At 68.2% G+C, this 14,484-nt stretch carries 14 protein-coding genes; 9 read left to right on the top strand and 5 right to left on the bottom strand.

The genetic code is table 11. From position 1 onward, the window contains the following. The first annotated feature begins 3 nt into the window (after window positions 1-3). The 4 genes from OB2597_RS20790 (at window position 4) to OB2597_RS02530 (ending at window position 4,208) form a co-directional block, all read left to right on the top strand. Entirely contained in the window at window positions 4-939 is a 936-nt protein-coding gene (locus tag OB2597_RS20790; RefSeq protein ID WP_050759182.1) for a response regulator, read from the top strand. Then, on the top strand, window positions 939-2,936 hold the full coding sequence (locus OB2597_RS02540; protein WP_009803946.1) for an ATP-binding protein: 1,998 nt from the start codon (window positions 939-941) through the stop codon (window positions 2,934-2,936). The genes OB2597_RS20790 and OB2597_RS02540 overlap by 1 nt, the downstream gene beginning before the upstream one ends. Continuing rightward, the gene (locus OB2597_RS02535; protein ID WP_009803945.1) at window positions 2,933-3,292 is read left to right on the top strand and encodes a response regulator; all 360 of its coding nucleotides are present in this window, start codon (window positions 2,933-2,935) and stop codon (window positions 3,290-3,292) included. Before OB2597_RS02540 ends, OB2597_RS02535 begins: the two co-directional genes overlap by 4 nt. A gap of 277 nt (window positions 3,293-3,569) precedes the next feature. After that, complete coding sequence (locus OB2597_RS02530; RefSeq protein WP_009803944.1) at window positions 3,570-4,208, top strand: hypothetical protein; 639 nt, start codon at window positions 3,570-3,572, stop codon at window positions 4,206-4,208. Between the two features lie 33 nt (window positions 4,209-4,241). Here the strand turns inward: OB2597_RS02530 and OB2597_RS02525 are convergent, their stop codons facing one another. The 4 genes from OB2597_RS02525 to OB2597_RS02510 form a co-directional block, all read right to left on the bottom strand. Further along, window positions 4,242-5,531, bottom strand: a complete 1,290-nt coding sequence (locus OB2597_RS02525; protein ID WP_009803943.1) for a TRAP transporter large permease — start codon at window positions 5,529-5,531, stop codon at window positions 4,242-4,244. Between the two features lie 3 nt (window positions 5,532-5,534). Continuing rightward, window positions 5,535-6,086, bottom strand: a complete 552-nt coding sequence (locus OB2597_RS02520) for a TRAP transporter small permease (protein WP_009803942.1) — start codon at window positions 6,084-6,086, stop codon at window positions 5,535-5,537. Window positions 6,087-6,093: 7 nt separating this feature from the next. Further along, entirely contained in the window at window positions 6,094-7,113 is a 1,020-nt protein-coding gene (gene dctP / locus OB2597_RS02515; RefSeq protein WP_040608902.1) for a TRAP transporter substrate-binding protein DctP, read from the bottom strand. 75 nt (window positions 7,114-7,188) lie between these two features. Next, a complete protein-coding gene (locus OB2597_RS02510; RefSeq protein ID WP_009803940.1) occupies window positions 7,189-8,622 on the bottom strand; it encodes an aminotransferase class V-fold PLP-dependent enzyme in 1,434 nt (477 codons plus the stop codon). 174 nt (window positions 8,623-8,796) lie between these two features. On the opposite strand from OB2597_RS02510, the gene OB2597_RS02505 reads away from it, so the two are divergent. After that, a complete protein-coding gene (locus OB2597_RS02505) occupies window positions 8,797-9,267 on the top strand; it encodes an Lrp/AsnC family transcriptional regulator (RefSeq protein WP_009803939.1) in 471 nt (156 codons plus the stop codon). A gap of 24 nt (window positions 9,268-9,291) precedes the next feature. Here the strand turns inward: OB2597_RS02505 and OB2597_RS02500 are convergent, their stop codons facing one another. After that, the gene (locus OB2597_RS02500; protein ID WP_009803938.1) at window positions 9,292-10,527 is read right to left on the bottom strand and encodes a M24 family metallopeptidase; all 1,236 of its coding nucleotides are present in this window, start codon (window positions 10,525-10,527) and stop codon (window positions 9,292-9,294) included. 384 nt (window positions 10,528-10,911) lie between these two features. Here OB2597_RS02500 and OB2597_RS02495 point away from each other — a divergent pair, with 384 nt between their 5' ends. The 4 genes from OB2597_RS02495 (at window position 10,912) to OB2597_RS02480 (ending at window position 14,463) form a co-directional block, all read left to right on the top strand. Continuing rightward, a complete protein-coding gene (locus OB2597_RS02495) occupies window positions 10,912-11,496 on the top strand; it encodes a LysE family translocator (protein ID WP_009803937.1) in 585 nt (194 codons plus the stop codon). A 134-nt stretch (window positions 11,497-11,630) separates the two neighbouring features. Beyond that, a complete protein-coding gene (locus tag OB2597_RS02490) occupies window positions 11,631-12,446 on the top strand; it encodes an IclR family transcriptional regulator (RefSeq protein ID WP_009803936.1) in 816 nt (271 codons plus the stop codon). Then, a complete protein-coding gene (locus tag OB2597_RS02485; protein ID WP_009803935.1) occupies window positions 12,443-13,462 on the top strand; it encodes a thiamine pyrophosphate-dependent dehydrogenase E1 component subunit alpha in 1,020 nt (339 codons plus the stop codon). The genes OB2597_RS02490 and OB2597_RS02485 overlap by 4 nt, the downstream gene beginning before the upstream one ends. Further along, window positions 13,462-14,463: an alpha-ketoacid dehydrogenase subunit beta gene (locus OB2597_RS02480; protein ID WP_009803934.1), complete on the top strand. Its 1,002-nt coding sequence runs from the start codon at window positions 13,462-13,464 to the stop codon at window positions 14,461-14,463. Before OB2597_RS02485 ends, OB2597_RS02480 begins: the two co-directional genes overlap by 1 nt. Window positions 14,464-14,484: the final 21 nt, after the last annotated feature.

The following is a 14,484-nucleotide window of genomic DNA, read 5'->3' as shown; positions in this document are numbered from 1 at the left end:
CCGATGGCACACCGCATCTTGTCCGTGGACGATTCAGACATCGCGCAGGAATATATCCGCGCCGCCCTTTCGGATATCGGCTACGAGGATGTCGTCAGCTTCCTCAGCTCGAACGAGGCGCTCGAGGCGCTTTCGGCCGGGACGGCCCGGGCCGATCTGATCCTGCTGGACGTGATGATGCCCGAGATCGACGGCGTGGAACTCTGCGCGCGTATCCGGGCGCTGACGGACTGGGCCGACACGCCGATCATCATGCTGACCAGCCGGACCGACATGGACACGCTCCAGCATGCCTTCATGGCCGGGGCCAACGACTATGTCACCAAGCCCTTCAACCGGGTCGAGCTTCAGGCGCGGATGCGCAGCTGCCTGCGGCTGAAATCCGAAATGGACCGCCGCCGTGCCAGCGCCGGACGCCGTGGCGGAGGCGACGGCGCGGCCATCGCCGAGCTGGCCGAGGTGCTGGGCAACAAGGCGGGCTATCAGGCCGCGCTGCTCGCCATCCCGCCCGCGGCGCATCACCGGCTGGGCCAGATCGTCCTGCGGATCAACGGCCTCTCCGAAACGGCGGATCACCCCTCCGGCGATCTGCCCACGATCTACCGGAGCGTGGCCGGCCTTCTGGGCGCGGTTCCCGTTCCCGCCCGAGCCCTGTTCTGCCACTGGGAGGGCGATCTCTTCTGCCTGGCCATGCCCGACAGCACGGAACAGGACATGCGAACCACCGCGCAAGGCTTCATCGACGCGGTCGCGGGGGCCAGCCTCTCGATCCGCGAAGGCTGGACGCGACTGCCTCTCTCGCTCAGTGCCGTGCTGCTGCCGCCGGGCGGGCGGACCCCGGGAGAGGTCCTCGTGCGGGGGATCCAGATGGCCGAACGACTGGTCGGAGACACCGAGGCCCGCATCCATGTCGTGCACGACGCCGTCGGCGCGCGCTGATGGTCCGCTCCGACTATTTTCTCCAGACCGAATACATCCCGGACAAGCGATCGAGATGGGTGTTCCGTCTGCTGATGATTGCAGTCACGCTGATCTTCATCGGCGGTATGGTCCTTCTCGCTTTGGCGGACCAGCGACGCACCGCCGCGCGTGCGCATCAGCAGCTGCGGCACTTCGCCGAGCTGTTCGAGCAGTCGCTTGAGGCCTCGCTGGCCGTCGCCAACCTCGAGATGTGGTCCCTGATCGACGACATTTCGTATCTGCCCTTCCGATATGCCGACAACATCGACGCGCATTACGGGCGCCGCCTGCAACGCGCGGTGGAAGAGATCGAACAGGTCGACAGCCTCGTCCTGCTGGACAATTCCGGCACCGTGCTCTGGTCTACGGCCGCCAGCCTGGTCGGCATGAACCTGGGCGACCGGGCCTATTTCCAGACCGCCGTCACCCTGGCGCGCGACGCGTTCACGGTCGGCGTGCCCATCACCTCCCGCGGGTCGGGGCGGCGGGTCACGCCGATCGCCTGGCCCGTGCTCAGCAGCAGCGGCGAACTTCGCGGCGTCATCGCCTCGTCCCTCGGCGAGGACTACTATGCGAGCCTGCTTTCCCTGCAGGAGGTCGCGCCGGACATGCGGGTCCGGATCGTGACCGCCAACGGCGAGACCGCCTTTGCCAATCGTCAGACCGCGGAGGGGGGCTCGGGCGCGCAGATGATGGCCAGCCGCGCCCTGCCTGGCCTGGGTCTCGAAATACACGTCAGCCGCGACCGCGCGGCGGTCATGCGCGGCTACTGGGAACGCACCATCGCCTTCGGTATCATTGCGCTCGCGCTTTTCTTCACCGTTCTGATGTCGGCAATCCGCGCGCGCCGCCATTCGGTGCTGCTGGCCGAGGGCCTGAAACGCTCGGAACGGGACCGGCTGCAGATAAAGTCCGCCCAGAGGGAATTCGACGCGATCTTCGAGAACGTCGGCGACGGCATCGTGATCTTCGACGATACCGGCACGCTGCGCCGGTCGAACCTGGTCGCGCGCCGATTCCTCGGCGCCCGGGACGACGACACCGCGGTCCGGCGCCTGCGCGATCGCATTCCGCCCCTGCCGGTCATCCCCGAGGGCACCGCGACCTTCCGGCTCGACCTGCCGCCGGGCGAAGGCGAGGACGAGCGGCAGGCCGTGCAGTGCCGGGTCAAGAAACTCAAGCTCTACGGGGCGGAGATCGCCTATTGCATGCTCGAGGACATCTCGGCACAGGAGCGGCTCGCCGAAGCCCGCATGGCGTTCGTCACCTCGGTGAACCACGAACTGCGCACGCCTCTGACCTCGCTCTCCGGCGCGCTGGACCTGCTGGGTGACCGCTTCGGGGACACGCTGCCGCAGGGGGCGGCCAAGCTCGTCTCGATGGCATCGCGCAATACCGAACGGCTCCTGGTTCTGGTGAACGACATCCTGACCCTGCAGGCCATCGACCAGCAGCAGCTGTCCATCGCACGCGAACCGGTTCGCGTCGGCCAGGCCCTGACCGAGGCCTCGGCCACCAACGCGGGCTACGGGCTCAGCCGCGATGTGACGATCCGCGTGAACCCCCTCCCCGATCACGAGGATCCGGTGCTGATGCTGGATCCGGTCCGCCTGCAGCAGATCCTCGCCAACCTGATCTCCAACGCGATCAAGTACTCGCCCCCGGGCGGCGTGGTGAACCTCGGCGCCGACGTCACGGACAAGGCCGTCTCGCTCTACGTCACCGACACCGGTCCCGGCATTCCCCAGGCCGCGCTGGACCGGCTGTTCGACCGGTTCACCAAGCCGATCCATGGCCGCGACGTGCAGGCCAGCGGGACCGGCCTCGGTCTTGCGATCACGCGCGAACTGGTCCAGCGACAGGGCGGAGAGATCACGATCGAGACCAGGGCGCAGGCCGACGGGGCGTGTGACAGCGGCACGACCTTCCGCATCCGGTTCGACCGCGGGACAAGCGAGGCAGAGAAGGACCCATGAACGTACTTTTCGTCGATGACGAGGCCGACATCCGGGAACTGATCGAACTGGCGATCATGACCGAACCCGATATCGAAGCGACGTTCGCCGCCTCGGGTACCGAAGCGATGTCACTGCTGGCGACGCAGACCTTCGACGTGATGCTTCTGGACGTGATGATGCCGCCGCCCGACGGGCTGGACGTGCTGCGCGCCGCCCGGGCCAATGCCGATCAGGGCGATGCCATCATCGTCATGTGCACCGCCCGCACCTCGGCCGAGTCCGAGGCCGAGTTCCGCGCGCTCGGCGCCGACCACATCCTGCACAAGCCCTTCAAGCCGCTGAAACTGGCGGAATATATCCGGTCTCTGACCTGAAACCCGCCGCTCCTACGCGAGAGAAGCCATGATGCCCCTCCCCCGCCTCTGGTCCCCCGGCCGATCCGGTTCCCGCGGGTCCTCCGCTGGCGGTGCTGCGACGCGCGGCGGCCTCCGGGGCAGCCCACAAGTCCGACGGGCCGGGGCAATATTCGCGGCGCGCGGCGGAAAACTCTGTCGGGAGGGCCTGAGCTTGCGGTGTGGCAGCAACCCTGATTCGAGGCACCGGCCCCGCAGGCTCGCGCGCGCCATCGCCGCGTGTCTGCCGGCCGCCGGTGTGACCCTTGGGCTGCTCGTCGCGGCACCCGCGGCCCAGGCCGATGCCTGGCTGCGGGAAGAGGGGCGCTCCTTCCTCTCGTTCTCCGTACAATCGACCGCGAAGGGGCCGGACTTCGGCACCTACGCCTCGCTGTTCTACGAATACGGCCTGACCGGGCGGCTCACGATCGGGGTGGATGCGGGGCGCAACCTGGCCAGCGGCGATACCTCGGGTCTTCTGTTCCTCCGCACCCCCCTTTCCACCGGCAGAAGCGCCGCCGCCTTCGAACTGGGCCTTGGCGCAGTCGAAACCGCCGCCGGCCTCACCGCCGCCCTGCGCCCGGGCCTGGCCTGGGGCCGGTCCTACGACGCCCCCTGGGGCAACGGATGGGTCGGATTGGATGCGAGCTATGCGCTCTACGGGACCGGCGCGGGGCTGGGCAAGATCGACGCGACCTTCGGCGTCAATCATGCGAGCGGCGCGCTCTCCGTGGTCCAGTTGCAGTATTCCGCCCCCTCGTCGGGCCGGAGCACCCTCGCCATCGCGCCGTCCCATGTGGTGAAACTGTCCGAGACCCTGTTCCTGGAACTCGGCCTCGTTCACGAATTCCGCAACCGCACGACCGCCGTCAAGCTGGGCATGTGGACGACGTTCTGAAAGCCTCGCGCTCCGGGCGCCGGCACGAACCGATCAGAACAGCAGGTTCGGCAGGAACAGGGCGATGGCGGGAAAGATCGTGAGAACGGCGATCGCCAGCAGGTGAATGATCCAGTAGGGCACAGTGGCCCGCGCGACACGGCCCAGGCTGACCTCGTTGTTGGTCAGGCTGGCCAGCACCGAAAGGTTCAGACCGACCGGTGGCGTGACCTGACCGATCTCGATCACGATGGTGATCATGACGCCGATCCAGATCGGATCGTATCCCAGGCCGACCAGCAGCGGGAACACCACCGGCAGGGTCATGATCATCAGCGAGAGACCGTCGAAGAAACACCCCAGCACCAGGTAGATCAGCACGACGAGAAGCAGGATCGTATAGCGATCCAGGCCGCTGTCCGCCACCACGTTCAGGATCTGCTGCGCCACGCCGAGAATGCTGACCGACTGCGCCAGGATCGTCGCGCCCATCACGACGAACCCGATGGCGGCGAAAAGAAGCGTCGCGTGAAAGATCGCCTCGCGCAGCGCCTTGAGCGTCAGGTCCCCCCAGATGAACGATATCAGCGTCGCCAGCACGACGCCGAGGGCGGCCGCCTCGGTCGGTGTGGCCAGCCCGCCGATGATGCTTCCGATCACGGCGAGGATCAGCAGCAGAAGCGGCCAGACCTGTCCCAGCCCCCGCAGCACCGAGCCAAGCGGCAGATGCCTGTCGGGGCGCGGCGCCACATGCGGGTGGCGCAGCGCCTTGATGACCACGTAGATCATGAAGGCCAGACCGATCATCAGGCCCGGCACGATCCCCGCGATGAAGAGCCGCCCGATCGAGGTCTCGGTCAGGGCGCCGAAGATCAGGAACGACAGGCTGGGCGGGATCAGCAGGCCCAGGGTGCCGCCGCCCGCAAGGCTGCCGACGATGACGTCCTTGTCATAGCCGCGCCGCGTCATCTCCGGGTAGGCGACCGACCCGACAGCCGCCGCCGTCGACAGGCTGGAGCCGCTGACCGCGCCAAAGATGGTGCAGACCGCGATGTTCGTGTGCAGCAGACCGCCCGGCACCTTGCTGAAGACCGGGGCGAAGGCGGCGTAGGCGCGGTTGCTCACCCCGCTGCGCAACAGGATCTCCCCCAGCAGGATGAACAGCGGCACGGCGCTGAGGGTGAAGGAGTTGAACACGTTCCAGATCGCATCCACGGCCAGCCCGGTGGCGCCGTTGGAATAGACCTGCAACAGGAACAGCCCGGTCAGGCCGAGCGCCGCTCCGAGGGCGACGCCGGTGGCGGCGCTGGCCACCAGAATACCGATCAGCGAGGACCAGAACATCGCTCAGCCACCCGTGTCCGGGGTGTCCGACGCGACCTTCGGCAGTTTCGAGAGCGAGACGTAGCGCTCGCGCTCCAGCAGGCCCGTGAGCCGCGAGGCGAAGATCACCCAGGTCAGCCCCACCGACAGCGGCAGCGCCGCCATCCATGGATAAAGAAGCAGGCGCGCCGTCTCGGTCCTGAGGCTCCGTTTCCAGGCGAATTCGAGCCAGGGCAGCGCCTTGATGAAGATCCAGCCGAAGAACACGAGACCGACCAGCATGGCCGCGACATGCACGGCACCGCCGTACCGCGGCTCCAACGCGTTCGAGACGATCGAGACGCGCACATGCTGCGCCCGGAGCGTCACCAGCGGCAGCCCGAGAAACAGCATCGCGGTCAGAAGAAGGCCCACCACGTCCTCGGTGATATGCAGCGGCGTGCCGGCAAAGCGGCGCATGATCACGCTCGTGGTGACCAGGCCGACAATCGCCACCATGCACAGCGAGGCGCACAGGGCCAGCGCAAGGGCCAGACGGTCCAGCCCCCGCGCATAGTGATGACGGAACTGCGCCACAGGCGGCTTAGCGTCCCAGGGCCGTCAGCATCCGCTCGCGGTAGTCGAGCGCCTCTCCGCCCGCCTCCTCGGCCAGCATCTTCCAGGTCTCGGACACGGCCTCGACAAACTGCTCGCGGTCGGCATCGGGGAAGTCATCGCCCCAGACGATCCCCTGCTCGGCCAGCTTTTCGCGCGCGGCCATCTCGTTCTCGATATCCGCGTCGTACTGGTTGGTCCGCTCCCACAGATCGTCCGCCGCCGCCGTGATCGCATCGCGGATCTCGGGATCGGTCGATTCCCAGAGATCGTCCTGCACGCCGATCGTGTAGGGGGCCGAGGCCATGGGATAGAGGAACGAGGCGTAGTTCGTCACCTCCTGCAGCGAGATCGTGTGCGCATAGAGCGCCGGGTACAGCGCGCAGTCGACGACACCGGTGCGCAACGCGACATAGGTGTCCTCCTGCGGGATGATCTGCGCGGCGACGCCCAGCCGGGTGAAGGTCTCGACCTGTTCGCGCGCCCAGACCCGCAGCTTGACGTCGCGCAGGCCCTCCATCGTGTTCACCGGCTCGTCGCGACAGAAGACCGAGACCGACAGCGTCGGGATGGCCACGAAGCCGACGGTGGTGATGTCCCATTCGTCATAGGCTTCGGCGTAGATCTCCTGCGCGACCGGCAGGACGCTCTTGAGTTCCTCGACGGTGCTGATCGCGCCCTGCACGAAGACGGATCCCAGCTCGGGCGCATCCCGGCCGAGGTAGTTCGCCCACATCAGGCTCATCTCGACGGCGCCGGTCGGCACCACGCGCAGCAGGTCGGTGTTCGGCAGACCGAGAGAGCCGCCGTGATAGACCTCGATAGAGAAATCCCGGTCGGCGAGCGCCTCGTTCACGTCCTGGGCGAACTGCTCGATCTGCGCCGATTCCGGCCGCGTCTCGGGCAGGAAGTTGTTGAAGCGCCATTCCTCGGCAAGCGCCGGGCCGGTCAGCATCGCACTGGCGGCCAGCGTCGCCGCGGTTCCTTTAAGAAAATGTCTCAATGTCATCTCTCCTGTTGGGTCCGCCGCTCGAACACGCGCGGAGCCGTTTCCCCACCTTTATTTTGTTTTGTCGAAGCGGGGTCAAGCCGTCGCGGGACAGACGTGGCGATCTCCGATGCGAGGCGCGCGGGCCCGGTAGTCGCGCGCAAGGCGCGTGACGGAGGCGATGATGTAGTCAACCGTGTCATCCGACATCAGGACGCTGAAGTTCAGGCGCACGAAGCCCGGTTTCTCGTCGGTCCGCCCCTCCTTGATCGCGATGCGCAGTTCCTCCGACCGTTCCGCCCCGATCGAAAGGAGCCGGTGCGCATAGGGCCCCGCGCAGGCGCATCCCCCCCGGGCCTGGATACCGTGGTGCCGTGACAGCGCGGCTGTGACCTCCGCGGCCGTCACCCCGGGCGCATCGATGGTGAAGGAAAAGATCGGCAAACGGTCACGGTGGCCCGGCGCGAGGATGTCGATGGCGGGTTCGTCGCCCCAGGCCGCGAAGGCCCGCGCCGTCAGCGCGGCGTTGCGGGCGGTCATGTGATCCTGGCCGATCACGTCCTTGACGATCATAGTCAGCGCCGCCCGGATGTCGCCGGCGATGTTGGGGGTGCCGCCTTCCTCGCGCTCCTCGAGATCGCGAAGGAAATCGTGATGTCTGCCGTTGACGAAGGCGACCGTCCCCCCGCCGGGGCGGTAGGGCCTCGTGCTCCGGACCGCGTCACGCCTCAGGACGAGAACGCCGCTGGCCCCGGGTCCGCCGATGAACTTGTGCGGGGAAAAGACCATCGCGTCGATCTCGTGGCCCTGCGGCGTCATGGTCATCGGCAGGTAGGGGGCACCGGCCGCGTAGTCCCAGACCATGGTCGCGCCGTGGCTCTTGACCAGAGCCGTCACCGCCGCCACGTCCGCGCAGATGCCGGTGACGTTGGCCGCCGCGCTCATGGCGACGATCACCCGGCCCTCTCCCGACAGGCGCCGGAGCGCGCGGGCCAGCTTGTCCATGTCCGGGCCGCCTTCGGGCGCCTCGTCGATCTCTTCGGTCCGCGCCCCGCTTTCGCGCCAGGGCAGGAGATTGGAGTGATGCTCGTAGGGCCCGGTCAGCACGGTGACCGTCTCGCCCCGCGCCAGAGATCCCGGCAGGTCCAGAAGATGCACGAGCTGATTCAGCCCCGTGGTCGCCCCGCTGCCGGCGAAGATCACCGCGTGATCCCGCGCATCGGCCCCGCAGTGGCGCGCGACCCTCGCGCGGGCCGCCTCTCGCAGCCGGGTGGAATAGGCCCCGCAGAAGGAAGACTCGGTATGGGTGTTGGCGTAGTAGGGCAAGACCTCGTCGCGCATGAAGTCCTCGACCTGCGCCAACGCGCGCCCCGAGGCGACGTAATCGGCATAGACCAGCCGTTTCGCCCCCTCCGGCGTCTCGATCCGGTGATCCGCACCGATCAGCCCGGCCCCGAGCGCCTTGCGGGGATCGGGCTTCGCGCGCAGCTGCTCTTCGAACCGGGCCAGCGGGGAAAGATCTGCCGACATTCTGATGTCCTTTTATCGGGGCCTTCGTCGCAAGGAAAATAACAACCGCATCTCGCGAATGCTTCACATTCTTTCGCCATATTCACCGAGGTTTTGGTGCATTTGATCGACAAGGCGCCTCAGACCGTGGCATATGACACATGCGCACACTGGAAGGGCGACCAAGGAACAGCGATGAAGATCGACCGCATGGATCAAAAACTGCTGATGGCGCTGCACGCGGATGCCTCGGCCTCTCAACGCGCGCTGGCGGACCGGATCGGCCTGTCGCAGAATGCGCTCTGGCGGCGGCTGAAGCGCCTGGAATCGGCTGGTATCATCAAGGGAAGCCGCCCCCGCATCGACCTTGCGGGCCTGGGGTTCGATCTCACCGTCTTCGCGATGATCCGGACGCGCCACCATTCGCTCGACTGGGCCGAGCGTTTCCGCGACCACGTGGCGCGCATCCCCGAGGTCGTCGAGATGCACCGCATCGGCGGCGACTGGGACTACATGCTTAAGATCGTGACCCGGGGCATGGCCGGATACGACCAGGTCTATCGCAAGCTGACCACCGGGACCGAGCTCGAGACCATCACCGGTTACTTCGCGATGGAAACCATGCTGGAGGACCGCCTGCCCGACCTCGGACCCGCCGCAACATAGGCTGCCCCCCGGGGCTGCAAACTCTCAGCAGGCGACAAGATCACGCGGCAGACGGTTCATCGAAACCGGCCCGTCCTCGGTGATTTCGACCTGGTCCTCGATGATCATGCCGCCCAGGCGGGTGACGTAGATCGGGCATTCGAAGGCCAGCACCATGCCGCTTTCGATCCGCGTCTCGGCCCGGGCCGAGATGAACGGCCACTCCTCGCTGCCCGGCCCGGTCCCGAGGCTGTGGCCGAAGTGCCCCCGGCTGTAGCCGGTCAGGCCCTTGGCGCGGATCGCGGATTGCGCCGCGCGATGCACCTCGGACAGGGGGACACCGGGGCGCAGCAGATCGAAACCGGCATGGAAACCGGCCATCAGTGCCGCGTGCAGCTCGGTCTGGAGCCGGCGCGGCGATCCCACCACAAAGGTCCTCCCGCTGTCCGAGGTATAGCCCCGCATCAGGCAGCCCACATCCACCTTGACCAGATCACCCGGCGTGGCGACGGCATTGCCGCCCCAGGGGTCGGGGCCGACCGAGATATATTCCCAGGCGCCCGTCATCGGGGTTTCCGCCCCCGTGACGGCGACCTTCTCCGACCAGACCGCCGCCAGATCGTTGCGCGACACGCCGGCGGCGATGGCGTCCCGCACCGCTTCGATGCCGGTTTCCGCGACCTGCACCGCACTCCGCAGCAGGGCGATCTCTTCGGGCGCCTTTACGGCCCGCAGCTGTCGCGCGATGTCCGTCCCGTCGATCAGCTGCGCGGGGGCAAGCGCGGCGGAGAGTTCCGGATAGCCGCGCGCCGAGACGGCCGTGAACTCGACCCCGACCCGGGCATCCCGCATCCCCTTTTCCGCCAGCGCGTCGCGCAGGTGCCCGTAGCAGACGGCCGGATCGAAGGTCTCGGGGCGCGCGTTGCCGGCGGGCCTGCCGTCCGCCTCCCATACCCCCGCGAAGGACGGGGCGAGCGGCGCATCCGGGTCGGCATCGCCAAGCGTCATCGCCTCGACCCAGATCGGGCTTTCGCGGATGTCCTCGATATGGCTCTCGCGGCGCAGTCCGGCCGCGAACAGATCGCTCACCACGACCGTCTCCGGCACGGCGGCATCCGCCGGCACCAGCACCGCGACGGCCCCTTCCCGTCGCCACATGGTGGCGACGCCCGGCGATGCACCGGTCGCATGGGCGAAGGCTTCCGCCGAGAAGAGGATCAGTGCCTCCAGCCCCTCCGCCTCCATCAGGCGTTGTGCCGCCTCGCGGTTCAGATATGCCATGAAGTGCCCCCGTCGCCTGCCAGTTCCGGGGTCAATAGGTCGATGAAACCCCGCCCTGTCAACCGACCGCTCCCGTCGCTGGATCGGGCCGGTACAGGCGCAAGGCCGGGCCCGGGTCTCCGACCCGGGTCCGGGGTGTCGCGTCGGCGGCGGGGCCGGCCTTTTGGCCGCTCCGGTTCCCCGGGTGCGACCCATAGACCGAGGGCAGCGTCCGGCGTGCCGAAATCGCTCGCCCCTGCGGAACTTCCCCTGCCCGTGCCGGTGTCGAGGCGGTTCGCCTCCCGTGCCCGGCCCCCGGTGCAGTGCCGGCAGCCACGCTCCGCTCCGGACGTCTCGCCGCGCGCCGCTTGCACAGGAGCGCGGTTGGCGCGACAGTCGGCGGTCATGTATTTCGACCCGCTCCACGCTTTCGTCTTCGCCGGCCTCTTTTCGCCCGGGCCCAATGTCATCCTGTTGACCGCATCCGGGGCACGCTTCGGCTTCCGCGCGACCATTCCGCACGTGCTGGGCGTGGCGGCGGGTGTCGGGATCACCTCGGGCCTCACCGGGTTGGGGATCGGGTCGCTGCTGTTGGCGGCCCCCGCGGTCAACCTCGTCCTCAAACTGGCGGCCGGTGGCTGGATCCTCTACATGGCCTACAAGCTGCTCACGGCCGCCCGCGCGCAGAACGCCACGGCCGGGGACACGCCCTGGAGCTTCTCCCGCGCGGTTCTCTTCCAGTGGGTCAACCCGAAGGTCTGGGCCATCGCTCTCGCCGCCGCGGCCGGATACCCGGCCGAGCTGTCCCCCTGGGGCGAGGCTGCCCGGCTGGCGACGGCCTTTTCCGGCATCAACCTCTTCGTCTGCCTGTTCTGGTCCTTCGCGGGCTCGCTGCTCGTCTACCTTCTGACCTCTCCACGGTTATGGAGGATCTTCAACGGCACCATGGCGGCCATGCTCGCCCTGTCGGCGTTCCTGGTCTTCCTCTGACGGCCCGGTTCGGTTTTCCGGCAACCGCCTCATGATGGTTGACAGACCCCCGTGTTCCAAAATAGCATCCGAAACGTTCCATTCAGCGGAACAAATCCGGAGCGATCCGGACGGGGAGGAGAAGGGGTTCCGGCATGCCGGAAAACGGGGGCGCATCGGTCCAGACCATAGACCGCGCGGCAAGCGTGCTTCGCGTGCTCGCGTCCGGCCCGTCCGAGGGCCTGCGGCTGGCGGACGTGACGGCGGCCGTCGGGCTGGGCAAGGCGACGGCGCACCGGCTGCTGCACGGCCTCCTCGACGTTGGGTTCGTCGAACTCGACACCGCCTCGAAACGCTACGCGCTCGGATACGAACTCTTCGTGCTGGGCGCCGCGGCCCGACGCTTCCAGATCGTCGACATGGCGCGCCCGGCCCTGGCACGGCTGGCGGCAGGCACCGGCGACACCGTGTATCTTTCCGTCCGGGATGGGGACCAGGCGCTCTGCGTCGATCGGTCGACCGGCCACTATCCCATCCGGACCCTCACGCTGGACGTAGGCGATCGCCGGCCCCTCGGCGTGGGGGCCGGGTCTCTGGCGCTCCTGGCGTTCCAGGACGAGGCCGAGATCGCGCGCATCCTTCGTGACGACCATGCCGCGCGCAGCCCCTTCGAGAGGTTCGCGGCCGACAGGCTGCGCGACATGATCCGCATTACGCGGGCCACCGGCCACGCCTTCAACGACGGCTACATCGTCGGCGCCATGGCCGCGGTCGGCGTGCCCGTGCTGGACGAGACCGGAAAGGCCGTGGCGGCCCTGTCCATCGCAGCCATACGCGAGCGTATGCAAGAGGCGCGCCGCGCCGAACTGGCCGAAGCGCTCCGCAGCGAAGCGGACCGGCTCAGCCGGATGCTCGCCACCAACCGGCCGGACGAAACCGGCGCAGAGCAGACAAGGGAGGAATTGTCGTGACCCAGAACGCGGCCCGGGCGGAAGAGACCTCGGCGAACCTCGACAGCGAACGGCTCCTGCCGGTCCTGTCGCTCATGTGGAAGATCCGGCTGTTCGAGGAAACCGCGATCGAGGCGCAGCGCGAAGGGCTGGTGCTCGGCGCGATCCACCCCTCCATCGGCCAGGAGGCGGTAGCGGCGGGAATCTGCCCGAACCTCAGGCAGGCGGACCTTCTGCTCTCGACCCATCGGGGTCACGGCCACACCCTGGCCAAGGGGGCCGATCCCCTGGCCATGATGATGGAGCTCTTCGGCCGGGCAGAGGGCACCTGCGGCGGCAAGGGCGGCTCGATGCACATCGCGGATTTCGGCGTCGGCATGCTCGGGGCGAACGGCGTTGTCGGCGCCAACATCACCATCGGTGTGGGCGCGGCCCATGCGTTGAAGATGCGCCGCTCGGACGACATCGCGGTCTGCATCTTCGGCGACGGCGCGATCAACCGCGGGCCATTCCTGGAAGGGCTGAACTGGGCCAGGGTCTACGACCTCCCCGTGCTCTTCGTCTGCGAGGACAACGGCTTTTCCGCCACCACGCGGACCCGCACGCTGACCGGCGGTCCGGGCGCGGTGGCCCGCGCGGAAAGCCTCGGACTGCCCGCCGAAGAGGTCGACGGCAACGACGTGCTGGGTGTGGATGCGGCCGCCCGCACCGCGATCGACGCCATCCGCCAGGGCGGCGGACCCCGCTTCCTGCAGTGCCGCACCTACCGGATGACCGGCCATACCGCCGTCGACCCGGCCACCTATCGCGATGCCGCGGAGGTCGAGGAATGGCGCGCCCATTGTCCGATCGCCCGGCTGGAAGGCGCCCTGCGCCTCGCCGGGGTGGACGAGGCTCGGATGCAGCAGCAGCGCACCGAGGCCGAACAGTACATGCAGGACGTCTACGCCCGCGCCAGGGATGCCGAATGGCCCGATCCGGCGCAGGCCTTCGCGGATGTCCAGGATATCGGCAACCCGGCAGAGAGGGCATATTGATGGCAAATACCAGCTATCTCGAGGCCGGACACAGGGCCCTGCGGGAAGAGATGCAGCGCGACGAACGGGTCTGGGCCCTGGGCGAGGATCTCGGGCGCGGGGGCGTGTTCGGACAGTATCGCGGCCTGCAGGACACATTCGGCGACGAGCGCATCGTCGACACGCCGATCTCCGAGGCCTGCATCATGGGCGCCGCCGTCGGTGCCGCGATGACGGACACCCGGCCGGTGGTCGAGATGCGGTTCTCGGACTTCGCCCTCTGCGCCGTGGACGAACTGGTGAACCAGGCGGCCAAGGCCCGCTTCATGTTCGGCGGTCAGATGCGCGTGCCGCTCGTCGTGCGCGAACCGATCGGCATCTGGCGCTCGTCGGCCGCGCAGCATTCGCAGTCGCTCGAGGCGTGGTACGCCCACATCCCCGGGCTCGTGGTGGTCGCGCCATCGACCCCGGCCGACAACCTCGGCCTGCTGAAATCCGCGATCCGGTGCGACGACCCCGTCGTCTACATGGAGCACAAGAACCTCTGGGGGTTCGAGGGCGAGGTGCCCGAGGACGAGCATCTGGTGCCGCTCGGCAAAGCCGAGATCGCCCGCGCGGGCCGGGACGTCACGCTGGTCACCTGGTCGGCCATGCGCCACGCCAGCCTGGAGACCGCCGAGGAGCTGGCGGCGCGGGGAATCGAGGTCGAGGTGATCGACCTGCGCACGCTCTGGCCCTGGGACCGCGACACCGTGCTCGCCTCGGTCGAGCGCACCGGCAGGCTGCTCGTCGCGCAGGAGGCGGTGTCGGTGGCGGGCTTCGGCGCCGAGATCGCGGCGACCGTCGCCGAAACGCTGCACGATCGCCTCGAGGCGCCGGTGCGCCGACTGGGCGCGCCCCGGATCCCCGTGGCATACGCGCCCCCGCTGGAGGACCGGGTCCGCGTGAGCAAGGACGAGATCGTCGAGGCGGTAGTGGGCATGACCCGCACAAGCCCGTCTCGGGTACCGGCGGGCCAGTAGGCGCCGTCACCAAACCAAGGG

Origin of the sequence: Pseudooceanicola batsensis HTCC2597, assembly GCF_000152725.1 — a bacterium.
Taxonomy (GTDB): Bacteria; Pseudomonadota; Alphaproteobacteria; order Rhodobacterales; family Rhodobacteraceae; genus Pseudooceanicola; species Pseudooceanicola batsensis.
Note: the sequence above shows the minus strand (reverse complement) of the source record. Positions and strands in the feature narration are given on the sequence as shown.

Excerpts from the sequence above, each read along its gene's own strand:
- OB2597_RS02480 (WP_009803934.1), top strand. The coding sequence starts at position 13,462 with ATGGCAAATACCAGCTATCTCGAGGCCGGACACAGGGCCCTGCGGGAA.
- OB2597_RS02510 (WP_009803940.1), bottom strand. The coding sequence starts at position 8,622 with ATGTCGGCAGATCTTTCCCCGCTGGCCCGGTTCGAAGAGCAGCTGCGC.
- OB2597_RS02490 (WP_009803936.1), top strand. The coding sequence starts at position 11,631 with ATGCCGGAAAACGGGGGCGCATCGGTCCAGACCATAGACCGCGCGGCA.
- OB2597_RS02535 (WP_009803945.1), top strand. The coding sequence starts at position 2,933 with ATGAACGTACTTTTCGTCGATGACGAGGCCGACATCCGGGAACTGATC.
- OB2597_RS02505 (WP_009803939.1), top strand. The coding sequence starts at position 8,797 with ATGAAGATCGACCGCATGGATCAAAAACTGCTGATGGCGCTGCACGCG.
- OB2597_RS02495 (WP_009803937.1), top strand. The coding sequence starts at position 10,912 with ATGTATTTCGACCCGCTCCACGCTTTCGTCTTCGCCGGCCTCTTTTCG.
- OB2597_RS02540 (WP_009803946.1), top strand. The coding sequence starts at position 939 with ATGGTCCGCTCCGACTATTTTCTCCAGACCGAATACATCCCGGACAAG.
- dctP (WP_040608902.1), bottom strand. The coding sequence starts at position 7,113 with ATGACATTGAGACATTTTCTTAAAGGAACCGCGGCGACGCTGGCCGCC.
- OB2597_RS02500 (WP_009803938.1), bottom strand. The coding sequence starts at position 10,527 with ATGGCATATCTGAACCGCGAGGCGGCACAACGCCTGATGGAGGCGGAG.
- OB2597_RS20790 (WP_050759182.1), top strand. The coding sequence starts at position 4 with ATGGCACACCGCATCTTGTCCGTGGACGATTCAGACATCGCGCAGGAA.
- OB2597_RS02525 (WP_009803943.1), bottom strand. The coding sequence starts at position 5,531 with ATGTTCTGGTCCTCGCTGATCGGTATTCTGGTGGCCAGCGCCGCCACC.